Source organism: Sporolactobacillus pectinivorans (genome assembly GCF_002802965.1).
Lineage (GTDB): Bacteria > Bacillota > Bacilli > Bacillales > Sporolactobacillaceae > Sporolactobacillus > Sporolactobacillus pectinivorans.
This window is the reverse complement of record NZ_NXGA01000001.1, coordinates 639,590-665,246: the sequence shown is the minus strand read 5'-3', so window position 1 is coordinate 665,246 and position 25,657 is coordinate 639,590. Positions and strand designations below refer to the sequence as shown.

Annotated in this window: 22 protein-coding genes and 1 pseudogene; 5 read left to right on the top strand and 18 right to left on the bottom strand. The window is 46.8% G+C overall.

Annotation, left to right across the window (positions count from 1 at the left end; translation table 11 throughout):
- Nucleotides 1–57: 57 nt before the first annotated feature.
- Nucleotides 58–432, bottom strand: a complete 375-nt coding sequence (locus COP04_RS03500; RefSeq protein ID WP_100486714.1) for a CHY zinc finger protein — start codon at nt 430–432, stop codon at nt 58–60.
- Between the two features lie 367 nt (nt 433–799).
- Between COP04_RS03500 and COP04_RS03495 the strand changes: the two genes are divergently transcribed.
- The gene (locus tag COP04_RS03495) at nt 800–1,282 is read left to right on the top strand and encodes a hypothetical protein (protein WP_100486713.1); all 483 of its coding nucleotides are present in this window, start codon (nt 800–802) and stop codon (nt 1,280–1,282) included.
- Here COP04_RS03495 and COP04_RS20035 read toward each other — a convergent pair.
- The 13 genes and pseudogenes from COP04_RS20035 to COP04_RS03430 all read right to left on the bottom strand — a co-directional run bounded on the left by COP04_RS20035 (nt 1,279) and on the right by COP04_RS03430 (nt 14,851).
- Nucleotides 1,279–1,476 carry a hypothetical protein gene (locus tag COP04_RS20035; RefSeq protein ID WP_193437384.1) on the bottom strand — a complete coding sequence of 66 codons (198 nt, stop codon included), beginning with the start codon at nt 1,474–1,476 and terminating at the stop codon, nt 1,279–1,281. The two genes, COP04_RS03495 and COP04_RS20035, sit on opposite strands and share 4 nt — an antisense overlap.
- A 66-nt stretch (nt 1,477–1,542) precedes the next feature.
- A complete protein-coding gene (gene ybaK / locus COP04_RS03485) occupies nt 1,543–2,025 on the bottom strand; it encodes a Cys-tRNA(Pro) deacylase (RefSeq protein ID WP_100486712.1) in 483 nt (160 codons plus the stop codon).
- A 27-nt stretch (nt 2,026–2,052) separates the two neighbouring features.
- Complete coding sequence (locus tag COP04_RS03480) at nt 2,053–4,788, bottom strand: MBL fold metallo-hydrolase (RefSeq protein ID WP_100486711.1); 2,736 nt, start codon at nt 4,786–4,788, stop codon at nt 2,053–2,055.
- Nucleotides 4,789–5,062: 274 nt separating this feature from the next.
- On the bottom strand, nt 5,063–6,139 hold the full coding sequence (locus tag COP04_RS03475) for a PTS sugar transporter subunit IIC (protein WP_239984946.1): 1,077 nt from the start codon (nt 6,137–6,139) through the stop codon (nt 5,063–5,065).
- Nucleotides 6,140–6,686: 547 nt separating this feature from the next.
- Entirely contained in the window at nt 6,687–7,316 is a 630-nt protein-coding gene (locus tag COP04_RS03470) for a DNA-3-methyladenine glycosylase (RefSeq protein WP_100486709.1), read from the bottom strand.
- Nucleotides 7,317–7,471: 155 nt separating this feature from the next.
- The gene (locus COP04_RS03465; RefSeq protein ID WP_100489505.1) at nt 7,472–8,419 is read right to left on the bottom strand and encodes an aminopeptidase; all 948 of its coding nucleotides are present in this window, start codon (nt 8,417–8,419) and stop codon (nt 7,472–7,474) included.
- A 34-nt stretch (nt 8,420–8,453) separates the two neighbouring features.
- A complete protein-coding gene (locus COP04_RS03460; protein WP_100486708.1) occupies nt 8,454–9,425 on the bottom strand; it encodes a TerB family tellurite resistance protein in 972 nt (323 codons plus the stop codon).
- A gap of 112 nt (nt 9,426–9,537) precedes the next feature.
- Nucleotides 9,538–10,911: an MFS transporter gene (locus COP04_RS03455; RefSeq protein ID WP_100486707.1), complete on the bottom strand. Its 1,374-nt coding sequence runs from the start codon at nt 10,909–10,911 to the stop codon at nt 9,538–9,540.
- A pseudogene (locus tag COP04_RS03450) lies at nt 10,908–11,472 on the bottom strand (isochorismatase family protein). Before COP04_RS03450 ends, COP04_RS03455 begins: the two are co-directional and overlap by 4 nt.
- Nucleotides 11,473–11,484: 12 nt before the next feature.
- Nucleotides 11,485–11,940 carry a MarR family winged helix-turn-helix transcriptional regulator gene (locus COP04_RS03445; RefSeq protein ID WP_100486706.1) on the bottom strand — a complete coding sequence of 152 codons (456 nt, stop codon included), beginning with the start codon at nt 11,938–11,940 and terminating at the stop codon, nt 11,485–11,487.
- Between the two features lie 239 nt (nt 11,941–12,179).
- Nucleotides 12,180–13,190, bottom strand: a complete 1,011-nt coding sequence (locus COP04_RS03440) for an ABC transporter substrate-binding protein (RefSeq protein WP_100486705.1) — start codon at nt 13,188–13,190, stop codon at nt 12,180–12,182.
- A gap of 15 nt (nt 13,191–13,205) precedes the next feature.
- Nucleotides 13,206–14,033 carry an ABC transporter permease gene (locus COP04_RS03435; protein WP_100486704.1) on the bottom strand — a complete coding sequence of 276 codons (828 nt, stop codon included), beginning with the start codon at nt 14,031–14,033 and terminating at the stop codon, nt 13,206–13,208.
- Between the two features lie 47 nt (nt 14,034–14,080).
- The gene (locus tag COP04_RS03430; protein ID WP_100486703.1) at nt 14,081–14,851 is read right to left on the bottom strand and encodes an ABC transporter ATP-binding protein; all 771 of its coding nucleotides are present in this window, start codon (nt 14,849–14,851) and stop codon (nt 14,081–14,083) included.
- Between the two features lie 350 nt (nt 14,852–15,201).
- Here COP04_RS03430 and COP04_RS03425 point away from each other — a divergent pair, with 350 nt between their 5' ends.
- The 3 genes from COP04_RS03425 to pepT all read left to right on the top strand — a co-directional run bounded on the left by COP04_RS03425 (nt 15,202) and on the right by pepT (nt 18,476).
- A complete protein-coding gene (locus tag COP04_RS03425) occupies nt 15,202–16,017 on the top strand; it encodes an ABC transporter ATP-binding protein (RefSeq protein WP_100486702.1) in 816 nt (271 codons plus the stop codon).
- Nucleotides 16,017–17,117 carry a hypothetical protein gene (locus tag COP04_RS03420; RefSeq protein ID WP_157800157.1) on the top strand — a complete coding sequence of 367 codons (1,101 nt, stop codon included), beginning with the start codon at nt 16,017–16,019 and terminating at the stop codon, nt 17,115–17,117. The genes COP04_RS03425 and COP04_RS03420 overlap by 1 nt, the downstream gene beginning before the upstream one ends.
- Before the next feature lie 126 nt (nt 17,118–17,243).
- A complete protein-coding gene (pepT, locus tag COP04_RS03415; protein WP_100489504.1) occupies nt 17,244–18,476 on the top strand; it encodes a peptidase T in 1,233 nt (410 codons plus the stop codon).
- 73 nt (nt 18,477–18,549) lie between these two features.
- Here pepT and COP04_RS03410 read toward each other — a convergent pair whose 3' ends face one another.
- Nucleotides 18,550–19,950, bottom strand: a complete 1,401-nt coding sequence (locus COP04_RS03410; RefSeq protein ID WP_100486700.1) for an MFS transporter — start codon at nt 19,948–19,950, stop codon at nt 18,550–18,552.
- A 264-nt stretch (nt 19,951–20,214) separates the two neighbouring features.
- Here COP04_RS03410 and COP04_RS03405 point away from each other — a divergent pair, with 264 nt between their 5' ends.
- Nucleotides 20,215–21,387 (top strand): MGDG synthase family glycosyltransferase, encoded by a 1,173-nt coding sequence (locus COP04_RS03405; protein WP_100486699.1) that lies wholly within the window; start codon nt 20,215–20,217, stop codon nt 21,385–21,387.
- A 459-nt stretch (nt 21,388–21,846) separates the two neighbouring features.
- Here the strand turns inward: COP04_RS03405 and rlmN are convergent, their stop codons facing one another.
- The 3 genes from rlmN to COP04_RS03385 form a co-directional block, all read right to left on the bottom strand.
- Complete coding sequence (gene rlmN, locus COP04_RS03395) at nt 21,847–22,920, bottom strand: dual-specificity RNA methyltransferase RlmN (RefSeq protein WP_100486697.1); 1,074 nt, start codon at nt 22,918–22,920, stop codon at nt 21,847–21,849.
- A 90-nt stretch (nt 22,921–23,010) separates the two neighbouring features.
- Nucleotides 23,011–24,060, bottom strand: a complete 1,050-nt coding sequence (locus COP04_RS03390) for an AI-2E family transporter (protein WP_100489503.1) — start codon at nt 24,058–24,060, stop codon at nt 23,011–23,013.
- 215 nt (nt 24,061–24,275) lie between these two features.
- The gene (locus tag COP04_RS03385; RefSeq protein WP_100486696.1) at nt 24,276–25,619 is read right to left on the bottom strand and encodes a C1 family peptidase; all 1,344 of its coding nucleotides are present in this window, start codon (nt 25,617–25,619) and stop codon (nt 24,276–24,278) included.
- Nucleotides 25,620–25,657 lie beyond the last annotated feature (38 nt).

The window sequence follows — 25,657 nt, the reverse complement described above, 5'->3', positions numbered from 1 at the left end:
ACTACAAATCTTTTTTCTTGACTGGTTGTTCGTGGGATTTTTCCCACTTTTTCTTTCTTAGCTTCGGCGTAAGCGGGGATGTGTCACTTGCATATTACAGTTATTTTCTGTATCAAAATACAAGTGATAATGGCTGGCGCAGCCGGGGTTAAATGGTGCGCCACAATTGGGACAGCGAGAATTTGAAGAAAGATATTCATTAATTGTCAGTTCATGGCCGCATACCCCGCACAGAACTGCTTTTTCGTTAAATTCACTGTGCCGCCAGCATTGTGCCGGATGATTTGCCAGCGTTTCGTGGCACTCGTAACAGCAGTAGTATTCGCCGCAACACCTGAATTTGATTGCAATAATATCTTGTGATGAATGATAATGCATGCAGCGTGTCTCGGAATCCACGTCAATCCCATGAACATCACATTTATGCTCCATAGCCTGTCACCTTCGTTCCTATTTCATTAAAAAAAATGCAGACAAAAGTTCTTAGATTTCCGGCTTTATTTTTAATCGTCTTTTCAGTGCATTGACGCTCTTCCTAATTTTATTCAGATTACTATTTCTTCATCAGCTTCGCGCTCCGTTGCATCTCCAAATTTTTACAACACCATCATGAAAAGCCCCTGCGACAATTTGATATTCGGCCGTGTCGCGTAACCTCTTTTTCCTCTGGCATCAGTTGAACGAATAGGCGCAGCCACAGCACCTTTTATCATAAATGCTTTTACATATGCGGTTTATAGAACAAAATTTGTGCTATGATTAGAGTAAATTTTTTGCTAGCGCAAAGAGGTGGGCTCCGATGATCACAAGTGCCGGTTTCGTTTTGGCCGATCTCATTTTTCCTGTCTTTATGATGTACTTCTTTCCACCGCTGCTGGGTATTATCGCGGCCGCAAATCTGGTTATCGACGCGATTGTGTTTTTTGCTGCCCTGCGCTTTCTGAACATGAAAATGAAGAACCGGGTTGGCGTTCTTCTCGGCCTTTGGGCACTTGGTCTGGTTGCAGACATGACAGGATCGCTGTTTCTAGTTTTTCCTTTGACCATCCATAATCCCCTTATGAATAGCCTGATTGACTATTACAGCATTTACTCTTCGCCGTTGACCGTCATACTGATTTCGATTGCCATCCTGGTCGCCGCATTAATTATTTACTGGATGGACTTAGTTGTATTGAAAAAAAGAATTCCGCTTAGCCAGGCCAGGCGAATCGCATTGATATTTGCTATTGTCACTGCACCATATACTTATCTGATCCCTACTAACTGGTTTTATCATTAATAATGGATCAAAATCTCCGCTGAACACACCGCTTCGATCCGTCCGAAAAAAAGCAATTTCTGCCCGTGATTACTTGCCGACGCTGTTTTTTCAATAAGATCAGCTGAAAGAGTGTGTCCGCTAACCGCATTTATTCCAAGTCCGATCGGATTAACAAATAATCCGGTATTGCCAATCCACACTTTTTCCGTCATAGTTGACCGCCCTTTCACTTATAGCAACCGGGAGGATCACACGACAGTAAAAAAAGTCTGTCCGCTTTATTTGATGATGTCATGCAATTCGGCGTGTGCAGCTTTTGCCAGATCAATCACTGAGAGAATGATCTGCACACCTTTTTTTCCACCGCTGACAACGATATGATCGAGGTTTTCTGCTGAAGTATCGATCACAGTCGGATAGGCTTTTTTCATGCCGACTGGAGAACACCCGCCGCGCACATAGCCTGTGTGTTTTTGAATATCTTTGACATGGATCATTTCAACCTTTTTTTCACCGACACTGGCCGCTGCTTTCTTCAGGTCAAGTTCCTCAGCCACCGGAACGACATATACGTAAAATTCACCGCTGTGCCCCTGGGTCACGAGTGTTTTATAGACATATTGCGGGTCTTCACCCACCTTTTTAGCGACGGATATACCGTCAATCAACCCATCGCTGATCTCATAAGTCTGCATCTTATATTGAACTTTTTCCGTATCCAGAATGCGCATGGCATTCGTTTTAATTTTTGATTTTGCCATCTCGTTTCACATCCACTTTCAGTAAGTTCAACGAATCTGACCGGATAATCTATATCCGGTCATTCTCTCTATTTCATTCTTAACCTGTAACAATTCTTTTTCAGGCGGCTGCATAGGTAGCCTGACTGAAATCATCGCTTCATTTATATGCAATGAGGGATTTTTACTCATCCCCCAGCCATTTGGAATTAGTTCAGAAGCAATCCGTATCACTTCATTTTGCTTCGGGTTTTTCGTATAAGTGACCGGCATTCCCGTCCGATAAGAGAGCTCCTCCATGTCGATGGTATGCCGCCAGGCGACCTCCGGAGTAATAAAGTGGACAACCAGATATGGCATGTCACCGGGAGGATTCATGCTGACCTTATAAAGTGTAATGCCGCGCTCTTCAGCCCAGATTTTCGCTTCTTTCATCGCTTCATTATTTTCCAGGCGTGGAGACGGTGTTTCAGCCCGAAAAAAATCCGGTGATGTACTCTGCTTGTTTAACACTTGTAACCCGATAGAACTTTCATTTTTAAAGCGCAACGTAAAACCTGTATCATTTTTTATACTTTCAATAAGTTGGTCTCCATCTGCAGGGCGCGGAATAGCCAGACCTACACTCCGGTCTTCCAGATAGATCGATGAAGGTCCCGTTGTCCCCAGCATGTCATTTATTTTAGCCTGAAGCAAATCCGTTCTGACAGAATCAGAAAAAGTAATCATCCAGCCGGTCGATTTATAGACGGATTCAGTCAGTCGATGACGTTCATCAGTGCCGACGATATCCGGAAAGTCGAGATAGAGCGTGATATGTTCAGAGACCTTTCCAAGATCATCCGCTCCGCAACGTATAAAATGAGGATTGTCCTTTAAAATTTCTCTGATCTGATCCATCGCTTTTGTCACGTTCATTTTTAATCCCTGGACAGGCAATTCCAAATGCGTGAGCATCCGAAGGCTTTCATCACCGATCCGATAGCGCGTGATTCCATCCTTTAACACCCTAAATGGATCAGGCAGGCTTTGCAGCGCCAGCGCAGCAGCAAGCCTCTGTTTCAATTCATCCTCTGGCAGACAGCTGGCAGCAATTTCTGTAAAAGTCCATTGCCCCTCTTGCAGTGTCGACCAATCAACTTTTTTAAGAAACGGCAAAGAAAAGTCAAACACCTCATCAGATTCGCTTTGCAGTTCATCAAAAGAACGGTTCCACGGCCCTACCGTTTCGGCAATCTGTTCCAATGATAATTTAACCTGTTTTCCCTTGGTTGTCTGGCAGACCAGCGAATGGGTACGTCCATATACGCCAGTGCACAGTGCCAGGTGAAAGTCCCCTGTTTCATCTGTTTTATATAATATTAAGTGTCCAATTTTGCTATTAAGTGCCTGATCGCGGCGGCTTGCATCACCTGAAGTTTTTCCCGTGCCTGCCGACCGTGGCAAAAAAGTGTATGTCTCACCATTCTCTGAAAGCATCGGCTGATACCGGTGCTCAATCCGTTCACTCAGTGCAGCACGTGCATCGTCATCGCCATGGACGAGCAGTGTGTGCACCGGTTTCACCATACCACCAATGAAGCGTGTCAGTTCACCGGCATCTGCGTGGGCGGAAAGCCCGTATTTATCAACTCGGCATCTAACCGAGTGTACCGCACCGTTCAATTCAAGTTCCCGGCTCTCTCCATTAGCCAGATTAAGCAGCTTGCGTCCTGGGCTCTCCTCATCCTGATACCCGGTAATAAAAATCGCATTTTTCTCATCCTTGACCAGTCGTTCGGCGTACCAGACACTTGCTCCGCCAATCAACATACCCGATGAAGCGACAATGCATGCTGGTTTTCCATTCAGAACGGCGTCACGGTCTTTAGGTTGAACTGCAGTACAACGACCTTCGGTTAAAAAAGCATCGCCACTGACGCGGATACGGTGGGCAACCGGCCCTTTGAGATATTGCGGATAACGGCGATAAATTTTGCTGATTGGCGTGACCAGGCCATCAACAAAAATTGGAAATTCCGGGATTAAGCCGCGATCCATGTAATCCTGCAGAATCAACAAAATCTCCTGCGCGCGTCCGAGCGCAAAGGCAGGGATCAGTGCAAAGCCCCCGGAAGCAATAACTTCTGCGACATTATCGGCAAGCCTTTTTTCTTCTGTATTGCGATCCGAGTGCTCACGATTTCCATATGTAGATTCCAGGATCAGAGCATCCGGACGGATATCCACTGGAACTTCTGCCCCGGGAATTGTTCTTCCGGCCTTAAAGCTTAGATCACCGCTGACCAGCAGTTTTTCATCCCCGCCTTCGATAGCAAACATGACTGCGCCCAGAATATGTCCCGCCCGATGCAACATCACTTTCACTTCATCAATAACCATACTTCCACTTGCAGGAAACAGTCTGACTGATTTCAGCGTCTCCTGCATCTGCTCCTTCGTATAAGGAAGCAGAGTGCGCGTTTCTCTACAACGCTGTTCGATGATTTTAAAGGAATCATGCATCATAATTTGCATCAGATCTGCTGTCGGCGGTGTCGCAAAGATCGGGACATCCGGAAACAGATGGTGCATGATCGGCAGCGCCCCGATATGGTCAGCATGCGCATGAGTGACCAAAATTGCCTGAGGTTGTTCCAAATGATCCATCATCCCAAGTGACGGCAGTAAATCATCACCGTGCACACGCATTCCTGCATCAACTATCAGATTCGTTCTTCCCATATGTATGTGCAGGCAGGAAGCGCCTATTTCACTGCCTCCACCAAGGATACTGACTTTCATTTTCTCTCCCTCTCAATCCATTCATCTATCTGTATCATAGCACAGCGATAGTGAAATTTTGAACGGAGGGAAAACAAAAAAAGATGTCCATTTTAAAGCGACATCCCGTTAAAATCATTTTCTTCTATTATATGTCTCTATATATTAAACAGCCGCCCGGTAAAAAACCGTTCACATTTCATCCATCCTGTTTCTGTTTCTTTCTCTTTATATTGTGACGGACTGCTGTTTTTCTCTATTGATCGTATATTGCGGGTACTTCATCACCTGAAAATTACTGCACTTCCAGGCGCAGGTCGTTTTCTTTCACCCATCCGGCTACTCTGATCATGTGATAAATTACAAGTGTAATAACTGCAGGAATGATAACACCGGATACAGCAAAGATGAGCAAACCTCTGACGCCCTGAAGAGCCAGTATGTTCAGCGGTGCGATCAGCGAGCTAAGGCCAAGTCCGCCGAGTTCATAAGGCACTTTAAGGCCGAGCAGCATGGTAGCAATCGGCGCGCTGACAACTGCTGCGACAAACGGCGGAATGATCAGCTTCGGATTTTTGACTAGATTCGGGAACTGCACTTTCGGAGTCACAAGAGCTTGAGCGAAAAAGCCGCCGAAGTCATTTTCTTTGTATGACATCACTGTGAACCCAACAAACTGAACGGTACAGCCGATCAGCGCGGCAGCGGCCGATGTCGGATCAAGATGAAGAGCAATGGCAAGCGCTGCTGAAGACGCAGGCGACATCAGGAAAACGCTCCAGACAAGTGCAATAACCATTGAGGCGATCAGCGGGGACCCCTGAACAGAATTTGTGATCTGCCCGCTGATCCAGTTAAGCGATGGCGTAACGACAAGTGCAAGACCATAACCGCAGATGCCGCCGATAAGTACTGAAAAGAAAGGGATGGCCATGATATCAAATTTCGTTCTTCCGGTAATTTTCTTGCCAACGTATACAGCGATTACAGCTGCAAGCACACCGCTGACCGGCTGGCCGGTCGTGATGTGAAAGTCCTGAACCTGACCAACCATGGTCAGCTTGATCGCATTGGCACCGACAGAGGAACAGGCCATAGCTGCGAACATCGTCAGTGTGTTGCTCTTCAGTGCGTAGGCAACACCGGCTCCGAGAGCGGGAGCAAGCAGCACTTTTGCCGCGCCGCCGATTGTTTCAAAAGGCATGAATCCGGTAAACTTGGCAAGTGTTTCAAAGAGTAGCCCAACGCCCAGGGTTACCAGAATAGCATAGGCAATACCGCCGGAAACAGCATACATTCGATCCATGAAATAGTCTTTAAAACTCTGCTTGGTTTTCCTGCCCTGATTTTCTGCTTTTTTTGTTTCTTGCATTTCCGCCTTCTGTTTATTTGCATCCTTCATCTTGTTTCTCCCCTTAATAATTTTATATTTTTAAAATATTCAGCCTAAATTATTGTTCTTGACAGTTTATCTATACTGCCCCTCTTTTCCTGCCAGTACAAATAATGCAAAATTCAGTTGAAACAGGCCATAAAAAAACCTATCCGTTCGTTTTCGGATAGGCGCTATTTTGCGGTTGCCTGAGCGCCTATTCCTTAAAGATGATAAGCCGGACTCAAACAATGCCATTCGCTTAAATGGTTATGTTTAGTCCTTCATGTGCGCAAACGCAAAATAATTCGAATCAAGCCTTTGACTCGTATGCTGTTTACAGCCTGTTCCATTATTCTCACTTCCTAGAAAATTTGTTTTTTGTGGTTGACATTGATATTAACAGAGTTTGTTTCAGTTGTAAATAGCTATTTTCATTTTTCTTTAAAATTTTCTGTAAAATGCATCTTATATGATTTTTGCCTTAGAGCGGGGATTTTTTGGCCGCAAAGCATATTCTTATTGTCAGAAATTCTTACATCTTGATCTAACTAAACCTGTTTTCTTCTATGTGAAGAAGCTTTTTTCCTTTTGACACATTGGTATTGCCGGTGACCCAGAAACGCCACGGGCGAAAACGTGCCTCTCCAGTGTTTTCGATCCCGATTCTCGGTCCACAGGAAATCTTCTCAGGCATATAACCTGATGCAATGTAAAGTGGACGTTCCGTAAACTTTCTTCCATAATCCTTCATGGTGATGCCGAGTGCCTCAGTTAATTTTCCGGGACCATTCATCCATTCGCTGCGCTTCCTGCCGGCCCGGCGTTCGTCGATCAGGTCCAGCCCTTCCACGGGATCCAGCGCCCGGATCAGAATCGCCTCCGGCACATCGGCAGCTCCGCTGACCACATTAATCAAAGTATGTCGATGCATGGTAAAAGTGTAGACGCGCCCCGGCTCTGCAAACATCACTTCCGTCCGTCTCGTCCGGCGGTTTCCAAAGCTGTGGGCCGCACGATCGCCGGCACCCATATATGCCTCAGTTTCAACGATATATCCGGCGGCCACTCCTTCCGCCGTTTCGTTTACGAGCAGACAGCCAAGCAATAACTTTGCCAGATCCAAAGTTGGCCGATGATAAAATTCAATCGGCAACGGCAGATGGCTCAATTCCATGATTCCCTCACACCCCTCAAAAAGATGCTGTGAAAAAACGGCGTCTCTGTACAGGCTCCGCTGTTAATTAAAATTTTTTCTAATCAAAAAACTTGGCCCCGCTTCACGATCTCGGCTCTAATTTTGACAAACAATACTGCCATCAGTATCCATACTCACTCGTCAAGAATGATTTCGCCCTTTTTCATGACCGTCCGCCCGTCGATGCTAACGTCGGGGTTCCTGAACACGCAGTCTATATGAACTCCGGCCTCGACTGTGCCACCAAATGTCAGGTTGCTGCCGAACGCGATGTGAACAGTTCCATACACTTTTTCATCTTCCAGGACATTGCCAGTGATCCGCGCCCAGCGGTTCGTGCCGATTCCGAATTCTGCCACAGACCGGCCCTTCCCGTCACCCAGTATCTGAAGCAACCGGTCTGCGCCTTCTCCTTTTGCACCGACAAGCCGCCCGTGATCAACAGTCAGCAGAAGTGTCGCATCCAAACGACCGACGCCGACAACCGATCCGTCCACAAGGATCTCACCGGAGGCCGTGCCTTCAATCGGCGCGATAAAAGCTTCACCGGAAGGAAGATTGCCCGATTCTCCCGACTGAGTATAGACTCCGGTGCTTGGAATCCCACTTCTTCCATCAACTGAAAAAGTCAAACGGTGCCCTTCTTTTTCAATCGACACTTGCCGTCCGTGATCAAGCAGGTCGGTTACTCTCCCGGTCAGTGTTTTGACCTCATTATAGTTGGCCGTGATTGCGCCATTTAGAAACATGTCCTCCGTGATGCCCGGCATCGTTGCCAGCCGTGTACCACCAGCTACTGCCTCTTTGCGCGCTTTAGTGTGCGTCAGTGAAAATTGGGTGATGCAGATTGCCGCGTCAGCTGCCGCAAGGGCTGCCGCAATCGCCCGCGGTGGCTCCTCACCTGACCGTTTCCGTTCTTTCATCAGCATCAGCATGGATTCAGCGCCAAGTGCCCGTCCGGCCAGATAGAGCGGCTCAGCTAGACTTTTTTCCACGTCATCCGTTATAACAAGAAAAGTTTCCCCCGATTTCAGCCCGAGACATTTCTTAAGTATTCCCTCACAAACCTCAGTTAAGTCCATTTCTCTCATCATCCTTCATCTCTTATATCCCCAGTCAGCCGCGAGCAGCCATAATCCGGTCATAAGCGTGCTTGATCTCCGCCACTTTTTTATTTGCCTGTCTGATCGTATCTTCTGAAGCCCCGTGACTCACTAAACGGTCCGGGTGATTTTCCTTAATAAGCGCCCGGTAAAGCCTTTTGATCTCTTCATCTGAATCCGATGCTTTGCAGCCCAGCAGACGATAGCACGATTCAAGATCTTCGGATGACCCTTCAGCCGGACTGCGGCCATAAAATTCTGCCCTGATCGTTTCGTAAACACCGCTAAGCCCGAATATTCGGGCTGCCTCTCGGATCATGGCCTCCTCTTCCGGCCGCATCAGCCCATCTGCAGTGGCAACAGCCAAAAGTGCAGTCAGCGTATCCGTCAGGACATCCCGCCGCCCGTCGGCTGTTTCCGCCAGTTTTCGGGCATCTTCTTCAAACGTCTCGGATGAATAGCGGGCTGCATTAAAAATGTCCATGATCTGATGAAGCTGCTCCCTGTTCGGCCGGAAAGCCTGTTTTACAATCTGGTCAACTTGACGGACCTCATTTTCCGTCACAACTCCGTCTTGCTTAGCCAGTTTGGCAAAAAGCCTGACGATCCACTCGATCTGCGGCAGTACATGATCCTCTCTGTTCATGTACACTTTGCCGTCCGTGTCGTATATAAACGTGTGGCCGCACTCCGGACAGACCCAGTTGCCCGGAATGTCGTCAAAAACGACTTCATTTCCGCAATAAGGGCATGCTCTGGAAACTTTTTTATGCCAGTCCACGCCTGTTTGCCCTGTTCTTCTTCGGATCCGTGGAAATATCCGTACTCTGTTTGATGTTGGCATAATCAGAATGACAATCAGCGAAACCCATTTAAAAGTAAAACCAAAGAGAAACCATAGAAGCAGGTTTCTTCTCTTAATCAATGCGATGCCTGCGGATGCAAGTCCCCAGAAAAATCTTGGCAGGATTTCTGTGAAGAACAATCAAGCCCCTTCTTTCGTACAATCTCCGGAAAAGCCTTTATCTCATTATATAGCAGAAAATTCGGCACCGCACAGACGAATCTGCCGCAACCGGAAAATTGAGACGATCCTTTCAATGTGCAGAGAGACGGCGGCCATTTCTGAAAAAGACGAGACTTAGCAGAAGGGCAGGGATGCTGACAGCAATCAGTACCCATGACAGTGTGAGCAAATGGGCCGCAGTAACCGTTTTGCCGAAAATCAGGCCAAGTACCGCAGACGAGAGAATCGATCCAATGTACCGGCACGTCTGAAAAAGTCCGGACGAGATACCGACCGATTCCTTTGGGGAAACATCGAGCATCGCCGACTGAAGTGCCACATTACCGACGCCATATCCTGCGCCAAGTACGATTAATGCAATGCCGATCATCGCTGCCGACTGATTCAGGGTAACAAGAAGGAGCAGGATCGCCCCGGCCACGGTGGCTGTTGCGCTCGTTTTAATGGGCGCGCCAGGACCAATACGGTCGACCCAGCGGCCGGTCAGCAATGAAACAGCAACGCTCGCCATCGACATAAACAGCATCATCATCCCGCTGAGCCGCACGTTGAAATGCAAGGCGCTTTGAAAATAGGTCGGCATGCCGTAGAAAAGGCAATAATTCGCTAAATTCATCAGCACAAAAAGCAGATAGACAAGAGAAAGCGTATGATTCTTTTTTAACAGCCGAAGATCGACAAAAGGTTTTTCTGTTCTCCATTCACGCCAGGCAAAAAAGACAAAGCTCAACAGCCCTATCCCAGCGACAAAAACGTGAACAGCTTCTTCCAGAGTCAGCAGAAACCAAAGCAGGCAGATCATGCCAGTGGAAAACAAGAAGATGCCCGGAAGATCCAGATCGTGAATCACTGATCTGAAATTTACGCCCGTCTTCTTCACATCTTTCGGGATCACAAGCCAGCCCAGCGTAAAACTGACAAAAATAAAAGGCAGATTGACGTAGAAAATGCCCGGCCAGCCGCCCCAGACAATCAGAAAGCCGCCGACAGTCGGTCCGAAGGCGGTCATCACAGAAGCACAGATGGCCAGAACCGCCAGTGAAGAAGCCTGCTTATCGTGAATAACATGCCCCTGTACGAGTGCGACCCCGGAAGGATAAACAGCACTGCTGCCGGCAGCCTGCAAGATCCGCATCAGAAGCAGAAAAAGAAAAGCTGGGGCGAGCGGTGCACCAATAGCGGCAATAGCGGCAATTACAAGTCCGATCATGAATATCCTTTTTCTGCCGACGAGATCGCCCATTTTTCCTGTCAATGGCTGACCGACCGCGCTGGCCAGATAAAATCCTGAAACAAGCCATGAGACAGTGGCAAACGAGAGCCGGTAGTCATTCTGGATGCTGTGAAGGGCCAGCGCGATCATCGACGAGTTGAGCGGATTTAGAATCGTGCCGGTACAGATTGCCGCCAAAAATACTGTATGGCTGTTTCTCAAGCGAGTCATTGGCCAGCCTGCTCGATAAAGTCTCTTGTCCGGCGCACTCTTCCGATGTGTGGAAAAACAAAACGAACCGAAGCCAGATGTTCGTCTTCAGTATGCGCAGTCATCGCATCTTCAATAAAAACCTGGTTGTATCCGTACTGAAAAGCCTCCCGGGCGGTGCTCTCCACACCCCTGTTTGTCGAAATACCGCCTAACACAATCGTATTAATTCCTCTGCGCCTCAACTGAAGATCCAAATCTGTTCCAAAAAATGCACCCCATTGCCGTTTCGTAAGTCTGTAATCTTTTTCCTGAATATCGAGCTGCGGATCCAGCACAGCCCAGTCATCCGGTGTCTTCAGAGACAAGGTAGGTTTGTCTGTAAGCGGCCTAAGCATATCCTTCCCGTCATGAAAATCAACATTAACGAAAACAATAAACCCCTGCTTTTTTATGAAACAATCCGACTAGTTTCTCCGCGTTCTCGACCACTTTCCTGCCCCCGGGCAGGCCAACGATCCCTTTCTGCAAGTCAATTAGAACCAAAGCTGCTTTTTCAAAATCAATTTTCATCTCTTCCATGTTGATCCCCTTTCAGTGCAGACGGTGTCTGCTCTCTATTTTTCTGTTTAGTTTGGCCAGATGTTCCGCAAATGAAGCTTTTTCTACCCCGCTCCAATCGGCAAGCAGATCAGCATAGACCATCAGCCGTTCTTTTTTCAAAGAAATTACAGATTGTCTTCCCGCCTCCGTAATAAAAATCTGATTCACCCGTCCGTCGTGTTCTCCGATCTTTCGTTCCACCAGACGCTTATTCTCTAGTGTTTTGACCTGACGGCTGATGGTTGACACATCGAGCTGAAAATGATCCGCCAATTCGTAAGCCGCCAGCGGGCTTTTTTTCAGCAACAAATTCAAAATCAGGTAACCTGACCGAAATAAACTGTTTTCATCGCCATCCAGCGTTTTCTTAAAATCAGCCCGGCGCAGAAGCATCACCACTTCGTGCTCGATCTGTTCCAAAGCCGGATCGGAACTTAAGGCTTTCATGATTTATCCCTCGATTCAAGCAGGATCATTTGCAAACAAGTTGTATTATACAACTAAATGAAGCCTACTGCCAATGATGCTGCCCGTGATCATGTTTGCCTTGCTAAAAGCGATAATCAACACGCAAGCTTCGATTCTTAACGAGGAAGTTCCCGATAAGTCAATAAGTTCTGACCAGCCCAGATTTAAAGGCGCGCAAAAAACTGCGCGCCTTTTCATATCAATTGCGGGGAAAAATTTTATTTTTTCTGTGCTTTTTTCACAAAAGACATATCAACAAGTTTACTGTATTGGTAGCCTTGGGTGTAGATGCCGGTTTTCTTGACAACATCCAGAGGTTTGGCAACGGCGGCTGGAGAGATGTAACCGTCTTTGCTCCAGAGCTGGTCTTTGTAGGCGCGATCCATGGAAGCTTTCAGACTGGCGTCTGAAGCCGTCGGGAATTCTTTTTTCAGAATTTTATAAGCCTCTTTCTTGTTATCATTCACCACTTTAAGTCCTTTAAGTACCGCATTGACTACTTTCTGCACGGTCTGCGGATCTTTTTTAATCGTGGATTCCTTCGTGCTGATCACTGAGTATGCATAATCTCCGAGGCTTGGGAATCCATAGAAGGGCTCCCCCCACGCCCCTTTCTTGATACCGTCATTAATCTGCGGCTCCGCACCGTTCGCTATATCATCTTTGCCCTGCGCGACCAGCGACACGACTGCCGTCGCATCCGCCGGTTCATCAAGTTTGACATCCTTGTTCGGGTTAAGACCGACTTTCAGCAGCAACCAGCGCGTGAGCAGATCCGGACTCCCGCCATAGCGGCCTGCGGCAATGCTTTTTCCTTTCAAAAAAGCGGCGAGATCTTTATCGCTGTTTCCTTTCAGTTTCAGCTTTTTATTGGCCATTAGATAGACATTGGCACGGTTCACGACATTGACTACCGCAGTAATCGGATCTTTGCTGCCCTTGTTGGCAATCTGTATGGAATCCGGTCCGCCGATTACACCCCACGCATCACCACTGACGACGGACGTGACGTGTGCACCGCCGGTTGCCGTGATTAGCTTGACATTCAATCCCTCTTCTTTGAAATAGCCCTTATCAATGGCCACATAGAGCGGCAAATACGCAATCAGGTGCACCGGTTCGGCAATCACAATATCCTTAAGGGCTCCCTTCCCGCTATTTGCCCCGCAGCCCGACAGAATCAATGCCGCCGCAAGCATCAGCGCCAGCGCCCCTTTTATTTTTTTCATTATTTCTACCTCCGCTTATGATTTTGGCGTTCTTCCTCTCATCAGCAAACGCTCTAACCACACCGTTCCGAGATACATGACAATCGACAATACCGAAAGCACGATCACGCCGACCCAGACGAGATCAATATTAAGAATCTGACCGGCATAAAGAATCATTCGGCCGATCCCCTGCTGTGAGCTAATAAACTCACCGACAATCGTTCCTGCAAGCGCAAGAGATATATTGATTTTCAGAGTGCTGACCATCCAGGGAACGGATGAGGGAATCACGACTTTGAAAAAAATATGGTGCCGTCTGGCGCCGAGCGACAGCAACATTTTTTCCAAATCCCTGTCAACGTTTTTCACACCACTATACGCCGCAATCGACGCGACAATTACTGTCATCAGAAATGCGAGAACCACTTTCGAATCAAAACCAATTCCGAACATAATGACCAGTACCGGTGCCAGCGCAAGCTTCGGCACCGCATTAATGGCGATCAGATACGGTTCAGTAATCCTCGAATAGAGCTCCGACCACCAGAATGAAAGACCGAGCGCCGAGCCAACCACGGTACCGAGAATAAACCCGGCGATCGTTGCGCCTGAAGTATAAGCAAGATCCTGAAGCAGCGTACCCTCCGTTATTGCCACCCAACCTGTCCGGACAATCGTGCTTGGGCTGCTCCAGTAATAACTGTCGAGCCAACCGATCCGCGTCGAAAATTCCCAGAGAAAAATAATAAAAAGACCGACAAAAATTTGTCCGGCAAGTGCCCGATGCCGGATTTTTGCCTGCTCCACGTTCTGATCTTCAATCAACAGTTCGGTTCGACCCTGCTTCGGCTTTTCCGCCATTTTTATCACCACCTTTTTTCAGAGCATCCCCCCGGGAAACCATCAGATTATCCGGAAGGTTCACGTTCTTCCCGCAACATCAGCAAAAGTTTTCTTTTCAGATACAGGAAACGCTCCTCCATTAACGTCTGTTCTCCGCGCGGACGCGGCAACCTGACGTCAATTTTCGTCTTGATCCGTCCGGGCCGGCGTGTAAAAACATAAATTTCATCAGAAAGATAAATGGCTTCATCAATATCATGTGTGACAAATAGCACCGTTTTTTGAAAATCGCTCCAGATCTGAAGCAACCAGTTCTGCATCTGCAGCCTTGTCTGAGCGTCAAGCGCCCCAAATGGCTCATCCAGCAGAATGACTTCTTTATTATCCAACAGAGTACGGATCAGCCCGGCCCGCTGGCGCATCCCGCCGGATAGCGCGTCCGGGTGATCATATTCGAATCCCTTTAACCCGTATTTTTGCAGCATCGGCAGTGCCTTCTCGCGTGCCTTCTTCTTCGAAACACCGCGGATTTCCAGTCCGATAATGACATTGTCAAGAATCGTTCGCCACGGCAGCAGCAGGTCTTTCTGAAGCATATAGCCGACATGGCCGCTCTCACCGGTTATATTTTTTCCGTCAAGGAGAACCTGCCCTTCCGATGGCCTGGCGAGTCCGGCAATGATGTTAAAAAGAGTAGATTTACCGCAGCCGCTCGGGCCAATGATACTTACGAACTTACCGTTTTCGACCTTCATGTCGGCCGTTTCAAGCACACACAAGGGCTTGCCGTTTTTTTTAAAATACTTGCTGCAGTGTTGAATATTGAGCTCGCTCATGCCACGATCACATCCTTCTAAATATGAATTCCACTGCCGCTCATATTAAAAAATGGGCTTTGATAATGATATATGCTCTGGGCTTCAGCCGTGACACTCGAAAGAATGCAGATAACTTTTTTTATATAAAGGCTTTGTCAAACTAATCTGCTGCTTTTCACTCCATGCACTCGCTTTCTGCGGGCGATCCGCTCCAATCAACGGGTGGCAAAACCAACATTGAACTTTTAACATAGCCTATATAAAAAATAGATGAGCGATTCAGGATGATTTAACAATATTGTGATTTTTGCGGAAATTATAATCATTAAGTGATACGCTAAGTTCAAACGTGATGATTGAAGGTGATGATGATCGAAACTGAAAAGGAAAGTGTTCTATCGATGAAGGATCTGAGCATGAACTACGGATATGGGCCCGTCCTGAAAGGCATCAATCTCGAAGTGTACAGGGGCCAGATTGTCGGCTACATTGGCCCGAACGGAGCAGGCAAAAGCACGACCGTTCGGATTGTGCTTGGGCTTCAGGAAGGTTATGACGGTGAGGTCAGACTTTTCGGAGAAGATATCCGGACAAGCGGCGTAGCCTACAAGGGACGGATTGGATACGTGCCGGAGACTGCGGAAGTTTATGACACACTGACAGCGCGGGAATATCTGATTTTCTCCGGGGCGTGCTATGGAATGGAGGACAGGCGGGCAGAACGTAAAGCCGGCCTGCTGATGGAAGAGTTCGGCCTTGCTCACGTCCTCGACACCCGCTTGTCTTCTTTTTCAAAAGGAATGCGGCAGAAAGTTCTGATCATTTCCAGTCTGCTGCACAATCCGGACTTGCTGTTCTTTGACGAGCCGCTCAGCGGTCTGGATGCAAACAGCGTTCTTGTCTTTAAGGAGATTCTCGCCCAACTTTCCAAGCAGGGGAAAACGATCTTCTATTCCTCGCACATCATGGATGTAGTCGAAAAGATCAGCCACCGTATCGTGCTTCTGTCCGACGGCCATATTGCTGCTGACGGGAGCTTTGACGAACTGAAAGGACAAAACAAAGAAGGGACACTGGAAGAAATCTTCAATCAACTGACCGGATTTCATGAGCATGAGAAGATCGCCCGTGATTTCGTTTCGGCCCGCTGTTTTTGCTTCTATTTTCTATTGAACTTGTTTTGATGGATCTTTTTGTTGTGATTATGACTGCTCTCATCTATCTGCTGATTATGAAATTTTTCGACGGGGAAAGGCTGAAAGATGCCATCAATTATGTGCAGATTCTGCTAAGCTTTTCGATCGCCATCGGTTACCAGCTGCTGATCCATATTTTTGACCTCACAAATACGCACTTCGCTCTTCATCCGGCATGGTGGCAACTATTCTTACCGCCTCTGTGGTTTAGTTCGTCCTTCGAATGGTTGATCGGCGGCAGCAGAAGTCCGGAAATTATCGCCTTTTCCGTCATAAGCATTGTCCTGCCGCTTCTTTCTGCCCTGATTTACAATAAATGCAGCGCAGTCTTTGAAGCAGCAATTTTCAAGCTGTCGGACCGCGGCGGGGAAAGCAAAATGCATGAAGGGAAAATAAATAAAGCCATCGCGCGGATAGTTTGTTTTCAGCGTGAAGAGCGGATATTCTTCCGTTTTGCGGCGCTGAATATGAAAAATGACCGGCCGTTTAAACTGAAAGTCTATCCGACGCTCGGCATCTCACTGATTTTCCCGTTCATTTTTATATTCACGTCTCTGCAAGGTCAGTCCTGGCAGGAAATCGGCACGGGAAAATCCTATTATTTTCTCTATTTCAGTCTTTTCATGATTCCGACGGCGATTTCCATGCTGAAATTTTCCGGTGCTTATAAAGGAGCGTGGATTTTCAGCGCGGCACCCATTCAAAATCGGGTAAGCATTTTCTCCGGTGCATTGAAAGCCTTCCTCATAAGGCTATTTTTCCCTGTTTATCTGATTCTGTCTTTTTTGTTTCTACTCATCTTTAAGGGACTCATTCTCCCTGATCTGGTTGTTATTTTCCTGACCGCCTGCCTGTACAGTGTCATCTGCTACAGAACCATCAACGGTGAAGGCACACTTCCCTTTTCAATGCCCTTTGAAACAGTTCAGGAAGGCGGAAATATGCAGGCACTGGTTCTAATGGTTGGCGCAGTTCCATTTGTTGGCCTTCATGCACTGATCGGCTGGTTTCTTCCTGGTTATGGTTTATGGCTCTATGCTCTGATCCTGTTTGCCGGAAATTTTGTCGTCTGGCGAAAAGCTTTCTAAGGGGGAGAAAGGACTGACGCCCGGCACACCCCATTACAGTGCCTTCGCCGAGGTTGACTCTGCATCATGTGTGCAGAGCGCGCTCGTGGTAAGATAGTAAAAGATGAAAAAAGGGAGCTGAATGTGTTGAAAGAAGACATCATTAAACGATTTACGTCATATGTGAAAGTCAATACCCAGTCGAATGACGACAACCCCGGCTGCCCGTCGACGCCCGGCCAGCTGGCGCTAGGCCGTCAGCTTGTTACTGAGCTTAAAGCACTCGGTATGGCTGACGTGACGATGGACGCGAACGGCTATGTGATGGCCTCTCTGCCGTCCAATACAGACAAGGCAGTTCCAACCATCGGTTTCATGTCCCATGTTGACACGGCCACCGATTTTACCGGTGAAGGGGTCAATCCCCAGGTTATTGAAAAATATGATGGAAAAGATATCGTGCTGAACAAGGAGCGCGGCATTATACTCAGCCCGGGTACGTTCCCTGAGCTGAAAAAATATGTTGGCCATATGCTGATTACAACCGACGGCACAACATTGCTCGGTGCCGATGACAAGTCCGGCATTTCAGAAATCATGACTGCCATGGACTATCTGCTACATCATCCGGAAATCAAGCACGGGAAGGTCCGCGTCGCCTTCACACCCGATGAGGAAATCGGCCGCGGCCCGCACAAATTTGATGTCGCCGCGTTCGGTGCGGAATTGGCGTACACTGTGGACGGCGGGGCTCTTGGCGGACTTGAATATGAAAATTTCAACGCCGCTGAAGCCAAACTTTTCTTCAGCGGGAGCAACGTCCACCCTGGTTCGGCCAAGGGCAAAATGGTAAACTCAATCAAGCTGGCTATTGACTTTCAAAACAGAATCCCGGCCAATGAAGCACCGGAGCTGACCGACGGCTATGAGGGCTTTTACCATCTGTTGACTTTTAACGGCGATGTCGAACAGTCCAAACTCGTATATATTATCCGCGATTTTGACAAGACCAAATTCGCCGAGAAAAAAAGCTTTGTTCAGGAAACTGTTAAAAAGCTGCAAAAAAAATACGGGGAAAAGAGTGTTGTCCTCGAACTGAAAGATCAGTACTACAACATGAAAGAAAAAGTGGAAGAACATAAAGAAGTGGTCGATGTCGCCTATCAGGCACTGAAGAATCTTGATATTGAGCCCCAGGTTCTCCCGATCCGCGGCGGCACAGACGGCGCGCAGATCTCCTACATGGGGTTGCCAACGCCGAACTTGTTCACCGGCGGCGAAAACTTCCATGGCAAGTTTGAATACATCTCTGTTGACAATATGGTCAAAGCAACAAAAACCATTGTGGAAATCATCAGGCTGTTTGCCGAAACAAAATAAGCCCGGGAAAAGGCCCCCGAAACCGTTGGCGCGGATCGGGGGCCTTTTCCTCTATTCAGCGTGGCTCAAACCCTCACACAATCTTTCCACGTTCGTTCAGCGTCTGCTTCACCGAACTGATGTCACGGACATTATATTTCGCCATAACGAAATAGCAGAATGCAGACGGAATCAGCGACAGCTGCAGCAGGCTCATTATCAGTATGTAATCATTTGTTTTAGAACGAAGAAAGATGGCTGCAATGGCAACCCCTACACTGCCCAGATTGCCGATGGTACGGCCGAGACTGTTTACTAGATTGGCAATTCCGAACACTGTTCCGCGATGTTCCGGGAGATTGACATCCGTGATCAGCGCGAGCCAGTTCGGCGTATTGGCCGACTGGGCGGCAGAAGCAAACAATGAAATGATGAACAGGGTCAGCATCCACGGATTGCAAAACAGCTGCTCCAGCAGGCTAAAAAAAAGCACGACTGAATTGGTTGTGCTTGGGAGTGATAAATTATGAACTGGAAAAATAAATAATAAGATATAGAGGGGCATGGTTACCAGAACAAGCGCTGCCGTGGTCCGGGCACGCGCTGCGTAACTCCGGCGCTGCAGCACGTCCCCGATATAACCGAATACTGAGGATAAGGTGCCGCCAATCTGAAAAATACCATACAAAAAAGTGGCAACAAGCATCGCGATGGCGCTGCTGTACCCAAGTTGTTCAATCATTTTGAATTTGTAAAGTGTGGGCAACCAGATCAGGCTTCCGGTCGCGATATTCATGAAAAATCCCTGAAAGAAAAGCAGCAGATTGCTCCTTTTTCGAGCCATCAGCATCACCTGATTCATACTGATCCGGTGCATATAGCTTTTCCCGCCCTTGATCAGTCTCTGCAGTTCAGGTTCGGCGTTGCCAAATTTCGGTTCCTCGACAAAGAAGTAGAAAACAATGAGCAGCAGACCGATGAGTCCCAGGACTTCAAACGGCAGGCGCCAGTTGGACAATGCGGAAATAATCGCCGCAATCAAGGCACCGGCAATTCCGCCGAATCCCTGTGACATACCCCACAGGCTGAGGATCATTCCTCTGGAGCGGTACGGGACATAATCGGTCAGCGCGCTGAAACCGATGGATGCTACGCAGCCCAGTCCGATGCCGGTGATGACCTGGTATGCCAGTAGTTGAACGTAAGAGCCGCTCAGCGCAGTCAAAGAAACACCAAGCACCCAAATTAAGGTTCCGATGATGATCAGTCTTTTGCGATGAAATTTGCCCGACAGATAACCCCAAAACAGTGATGAAAAAGACGTGGCCAGAATATTGATTGCTGAGACCACGCCCATGTATGCAAGCTTAACATGCACGTCATGTGCAATATTTGAAAAGAGCGGGGGAAACAGTCCGATGACAATATTATCAAAGGCTGCCAGACTGACATAAACCGTAATGGCATAAATGGTTTTTACTTTCTGAAATGGCATAAAAAAGTGTCTCCTTAAGATCAATGTTACAGGTCGATTATCTTCTCTGGGTAAGATTGCTTCATAACTTTTCCCTGACAATCAGTCTTGATCGGTGTAAAATTTTCATACAGACCAAGTGCAAATTCCGCCTGCCTATCCGTTTTTACCAAATTTTCATGAAAAAAAATTGTTTCTTGTCCCAGTTTATCATACAATGTTATTTAGACAGAAGAGACTGCTTATCTAGCGAGCCAGTCCAATGTTAGAGAAAGGATATCTTCGATGATTAAAAACATACTCATCATTTCATCTAATTACACCGGCCATGGCCACAAGAGCATTACCGAAGCTCTGAGCGAAAAGTTCGACATTGTGCCGGATGTGAAGATCCATGTCGTCGACGGCTTTTCCCTCGGAGGAAGCACGCTGTTGAAAGTCGGCAAGATGTATGGGCCGATAACAAGAAATTCGGAACATTTATGGAAGATCATTTGGGACTACACATCTGTCAAGGCGTCTTTTGTCAATCACCTGATTGAGCTGAAAATACGTACAAGATTTCTTGCTTTGCTTGATGAAGTCAAGCCGGATCTGATTTTGACTGTACACCCGAACTTTAACGGTTCCATACTTAACATACTTGGGAAAAATGACATTCGTATTCCTTTTGTTACTTTAATCGCAGATTTGATCAGTATCACCCCGTTCTGGGCGGATCCGCGTGCCGACTATATTATCAGCCCGACAATAGAAGCTAAAGAAAAATGTATTGAATTCGGTGTCCCGGCCGATAAGATCAAAGTCCTGGGATTCCCGGTTCGCGAGCGCTTTTACAGCCACACACCCAAAGATGCGGAACACTATCAGCCTGACAAGCCGCTGAACTGCCTGATTATGAGCGGCGGCGAGGGTGTTGGCAACATGGGCAAAATGGCTAAGACCCTGATCGAAACATTTGGATTCAATATTACTATTGTAGCTGGTAGAAATGAAAAATTACAAGCTCACCTGAAAAAAACATTGGGCAAGAAATATGGCGATAAAGTCACCATTTATGGATTCACAAGAAATATCCAGGATCTGATTGCGGATTCCGATATCGCCTTTGTCCGCAGCAGCCCGAATGTCATGATGGAGGCTGTTTCGTGCAATACACCGATTGTGATTACAGGGGCGCTTCCTGGCCAGGAAGCCGGCAATCCGCGGTTTGCGGAAAAGTACCATCTGGCGATCACTTGTGATTCAATGAACGATCTTGTCCCTACCATTAATGAACTGCTTGAGAATAATGTCGCCATGCTCAAAGAAATCAAAAAATCGCAGCAGGAGTATGTCAATCCGCAGATCCCGGAAAATATCGTCAAGTTTATCTTGAATATTCCGGATGAAAGCCTGCAGCCCGCCGGTGCTTCACACGAACTGCCGCACATAGATAAAATCAACTATGAATCTTGAACAAACGCGCAAGATGCAACATCTTGGAAGCTTGCCTGAATATCGGCGGCTTCTTTTTTTACATCTACTTGCACTGCCGCTGAATTTGAAAAGGTTTTTTATCATCTTCTCCACTTTCGAAGCTTTCAATCAACTTTTCTCAAAAGAAGGACAATTGGTCAATTTCGTTAACTTAGGAGCGACTTTATCTAGTCAGGAGTAACTTTCACTGTTATGAGCGTGTTTGCAGTTTTTTAGGGTGAGCAACACGTTCAGAACAGTTTTTTGCTCATGTAGAGTGGTAGAGCCATTCTAAAAGCAACTCATTTTCACTGCCATTCAAGAAATGATTCTCTGAATGATCCGCGCCGCTTCTGCATCATGTGAGAGAAACTCTCTCTGCTTTTTAAACAAACCCCGGGTGAAAACAGGATTCCGTTTCCATCCGGGGTTGTCATGATTCACTTTTGATTGTTTATCTTACGCTTTACGCACGCGCTCTTTCTTAATCTGCTTGCTGCGCAGCTGTCCGCACGCAGCATCGATGTCGGTTCCGAACTCTTTGCGGATGACCGCATTAACGCCCCGGCTTTTCAGCGTATCATAGAAGGTTTTGACCGCTTCCTTCTCACTGCGCTGGTATTCAGAATGTTCCTCGACGGGATTATACGGAATCAGATTCACGTAGGCCAGATGGCGCTTGTTTTCGAGCAACCTGGCCAGCTGAAAGGCTTCTTCCTTATGATCATTGATGTCTCTCAGCATAATATACTCAAAGGTAATCCGCCGATTTGTCTTTTTCAGATAGTAGTCGACAGCGCTCATTAATTCTTCAATCGGATATGCTTTGTTGATTTTCATGATCCGGCTGCGCAGCTCATTGTTCGGCGCGTGAAGTGAAATAGCCAAATTGACCTGCCAGTCAATATCCGCAAATTCATAAATTTTCGGTACGATGCCGCTGGTCGACACGGTAATGTGCCGTGCCCCAATCGACAAACCCTTCTGATCATTGATAATCCGCAAAAAATTCATCACCTGATCAAAGTTATCAAATGGCTCGCCGATACCCATGACAACAACATGTCCAACCCGTTCATCGTTCCCTTGTCGATCTAAACTTTTCTGGATCGCCAGCAGCTGTTCCACCATCTCTCCGCTCGTCAGATCGCGGTTTTTCCTCAACAGTCCGCTGGCGCAGAAACTGCAGCCGATATTACAGCCAACCTGCGAAGTGACACAGACCGAAAGCCCATATTCATGCGGCATCAGTACCGTTTCAATCAAATTGCCATCAGCCAGGCGAAACAGATACTTGGTTGTTCCGTCCTTTGCTTTCTGCGCAACCTGTTCTTCCAGCGTCCCCATTACAAAATGATCTTTTAGCAATTGAATGCCTTTTTTAGACAGATTGGTCATTTCATCGAAGCTGTCGGCGCGTTTGATATAAAGCCAGTCCCAAATCTGAGCTGCCCGGAACTTTTTTTCTCCATGTTTCAGCATCCATGCAGTCAGTTGATCTTGCGTTAACCCAAAAATGGAATATTTATCCATCAAAATACCTCTTTTTCATTTCTACTCATAATTTCTATATCCATTAATATTCTTGTTTTCTGCAAACGGAAGCATCAGGAACTAAACAAATCAGTCTTCTCTTTGACCTTTGGATTTGCGAAAGGGCAGTTTTTTCGCCGGACGCTTATATTCGACGCCCAGCACATCGATCAGGAAAACAAAGACCGGCAGCCCGACAATAAGGCCCCAAATACCGAAAAAATGTTCCGAAAAGATCAGCACAACGAATGTATAAAAAACAGGGAGCTCAGTTTTGGCCGACATCAGTTTCGGATTCAGGACATAGGCTTCAACCACGTGGACGGCCAGAATGGTCAGAACCATGTAAATCACGTCCTGAATGCCGCCGATTGTGTAGCCGATAATACACAGTGGAATCAGTGAAATGATCACGCCGGCCACAGGAATCAGACTGAGGACGAAAATCATGAAAATTAGACTGAACAGCTGCGGAAAATGCAGCACGGCCAGAACGATTGAAGTGATCGCTGTATTGACCAGAGCAATCATGAACTGCGCTTCCAGCACCTTTCCGAAAGTATCTACAAACCGGGCACCAAAAAAAGCAATCTCATCATACAGAAATCCGATTTTGCTTGTCTTAAAGCCTTTGGTGAACTGGATCAGGCGATCTTTCTCAAGCGAAAAGAAAAGACTGAGCAGCAAAGCTAGAAATAAGTCAATCGTAAATGTACCGAAGGATGAGAACGAATCAATCAAAAATTTGACTCCGGATCCCAGATAAGATCCGATATTGTATTTTTTCAGTTGATCCATGGCAGCAGTTACAAGAAATGAACCGTGAATGTCCCGGATCGCCTTCGTAACCGACTTATACAGTTCAACGGTCTGCACAGCGACAATCGGCAAATAAATGGTTATCGCCGCATAAATGGCAAGGCCGATCATACAGTAAAGAACAATCAGTACAAGCCGCCTCGGAACATTCAAATGGCGATGTAAAAATGACTCCAGCCTGTCAATCAGAAACGAGAAAATAAAAGTCAGCAAAAGGAGATCCATCATACTTCTAACCAGATACAATATGAGGATCAGCAAAGCAAAAATAAGCACACGCCTTACTGACCGCTTCTTCAGAAAATTAATCAGCAGATCCATAATCGCAGTTTCCCCATTCTTTATCTGTGTCCAACATTTTTCTGTCTTAATCCTAGAGACAGACACATAGTTTATTGTAGTGGCTTTTTGAAAATTATGCAAAAAATAATTTGCGGAAGAACGATCAGGCGTCGGTATCCCGTTTATCATTCAGGATCGAAAAAACCGCCCCCCTTAAATTCAGGAGAAGCGGTTCTTTCTTACTTCTATGCTTATTATTTCGTCAATGCCAAGGCACCCATCGGATCCCATGGTTTCAGCACAGTAGGTTTTTGTTCAAAGGCTGCTTTCAGTTCGTCAGACAAATACTTTTTATTAACGACAATCTGATAGGTAAATTCATCCATCCATTTGTCACTCATGACAAAATACCCTTTATTTCCACGAGTTTCGCCCCAGCTGTTTTCAACCTTCCAACGGTTCGGCTTGCCGTCGACAAGATTGACTCCGGTAAGCACCATAGCGTGGGTCAGGCAGCTTTCGTGATAGTCCAGACGTTCCGCTTTTGTCAGGCCAAATTCAGTGCTGAATGCAGTATCGTAATCAAATACATCTTTATCCATAACACCGAGCTTAGGTTCTGTATAGAGAACGACATCGCAGCCGAACCAGACAGTTTGTTTGTCCTTAATCTGGCTAATGGCCAGTTTCTTCAGTGTTTCCATATCAACATTCAGATACTTGATTTTGTGTCCGCCAACGACCGTGCCCAGATATTGGACGGTATACGTCTTGTTGAATGGCTTATCCTTGGTCGGTGCATTAATGATGCTGACATAATCATTCAAGTCCATGTCTACATACTTCTTAAAAAACTCCTGAGGCGTAATACCGGTTTCTCTATGAAACTCCTTTTTTTCTTCGTCACGGTATTCAAAATCAAATTTTTTAGGCGGCTCGCCAAGCGATAATACAAGAATCCTATAAATGTCTTCGAGCATTTCATCCTTGGCCGCTTCAAGATCCGAATTTGATTTTCCCTGTTCATGAAGCTTTCTCAAAGCCCCGGCATCTTCACGCAGCTTTGTATTTAGAAGCCTGTTGAGTTCCACGGTACGGCTGCTCTGGAACGTTTCCGGCATAACCTGTTTCGGAACAATGCCATATTTTTCAATAATAGATACCAGCATATCCCACTGGCCGCCGTCCTGCTGCGGCGTCGTCATCAGCCAGGATACCAAACGCCCTTCCAGCGGCTCGTCCGCAGTTTCGATAATGCTTTCAAGAAAATAGTTTGACTTCTCGAATTTGTCCCAGAATAATGTATAGTTCTGCGATAGCTCAAAATCTTTCAGATCGAATGCTTTGTTCAGCTTGTGACGGAATGTGTTTAATGCCGAAAACATCCAGCATCTTCCGCTCATCTTCTGATCCGTTACTTTTCCGGTCTCAATCTCTTCTGAAAATACAGGATTCATGGAAACGACAGAATCATTATTTAATGTGGCTGCATTGATGCCATTTTTCATCACTGCATCTTTAATGATTTTATTCTTTGGCTTCGCCTGGATTTTCTCAGAATATTTCTCAACCATTGATGTCGATATTTCTTTTGCCAATTCCGTTTCCCCCTATGTTCACAACTCCAGGCTTCATT

Coding starts and splice junctions, on each gene's coding strand:
- COP04_RS20035 (WP_193437384.1), bottom strand. CDS start 1,476: ATGACGGAAAAAGTGTGGATTGGCAATACCGGATTATTTGTTAATCCG.
- COP04_RS03435 (WP_100486704.1), bottom strand. CDS start 14,033: ATGGCGGAAAAGCCGAAGCAGGGTCGAACCGAACTGTTGATTGAAGAT.
- rlmN (WP_100486697.1), bottom strand. CDS start 22,920: ATGGATAAATATTCCATTTTTGGGTTAACGCAAGATCAACTGACTGCA.
- COP04_RS03445 (WP_100486706.1), bottom strand. CDS start 11,940: ATGAAAGCCTTAAGTTCCGATCCGGCTTTGGAACAGATCGAGCACGAA.
- ybaK (WP_100486712.1), bottom strand. CDS start 2,025: ATGGCAAAATCAAAAATTAAAACGAATGCCATGCGCATTCTGGATACG.
- COP04_RS03405 (WP_100486699.1), top strand. CDS start 20,215: ATGATTAAAAACATACTCATCATTTCATCTAATTACACCGGCCATGGC.
- COP04_RS03475 (WP_239984946.1), bottom strand. CDS start 6,139: ATGCAAGAAACAAAAAAAGCAGAAAATCAGGGCAGGAAAACCAAGCAG.
- COP04_RS03440 (WP_100486705.1), bottom strand. CDS start 13,190: ATGAAAAAAATAAAAGGGGCGCTGGCGCTGATGCTTGCGGCGGCATTG.
- COP04_RS03500 (WP_100486714.1), bottom strand. CDS start 432: ATGGAGCATAAATGTGATGTTCATGGGATTGACGTGGATTCCGAGACA.
- COP04_RS03465 (WP_100489505.1), bottom strand. CDS start 8,419: ATGGACTTAACTGAGGTTTGTGAGGGAATACTTAAGAAATGTCTCGGG.
- COP04_RS03480 (WP_100486711.1), bottom strand. CDS start 4,788: ATGAAAGTCAGTATCCTTGGTGGAGGCAGTGAAATAGGCGCTTCCTGC.
- COP04_RS03470 (WP_100486709.1), bottom strand. CDS start 7,316: ATGGAATTGAGCCATCTGCCGTTGCCGATTGAATTTTATCATCGGCCA.
- COP04_RS03430 (WP_100486703.1), bottom strand. CDS start 14,851: ATGAGCGAGCTCAATATTCAACACTGCAGCAAGTATTTTAAAAAAAAC.
- COP04_RS03425 (WP_100486702.1), top strand. CDS start 15,202: ATGATCGAAACTGAAAAGGAAAGTGTTCTATCGATGAAGGATCTGAGC.
- COP04_RS03455 (WP_100486707.1), bottom strand. CDS start 10,911: ATGACTCGCTTGAGAAACAGCCATACAGTATTTTTGGCGGCAATCTGT.
- COP04_RS03420 (WP_157800157.1), top strand. CDS start 16,017: ATGGATCTTTTTGTTGTGATTATGACTGCTCTCATCTATCTGCTGATT.
- COP04_RS03495 (WP_100486713.1), top strand. CDS start 800: ATGATCACAAGTGCCGGTTTCGTTTTGGCCGATCTCATTTTTCCTGTC.
- COP04_RS03410 (WP_100486700.1), bottom strand. CDS start 19,950: ATGCCATTTCAGAAAGTAAAAACCATTTATGCCATTACGGTTTATGTC.
- COP04_RS03390 (WP_100489503.1), bottom strand. CDS start 24,060: ATGGATCTGCTGATTAATTTTCTGAAGAAGCGGTCAGTAAGGCGTGTG.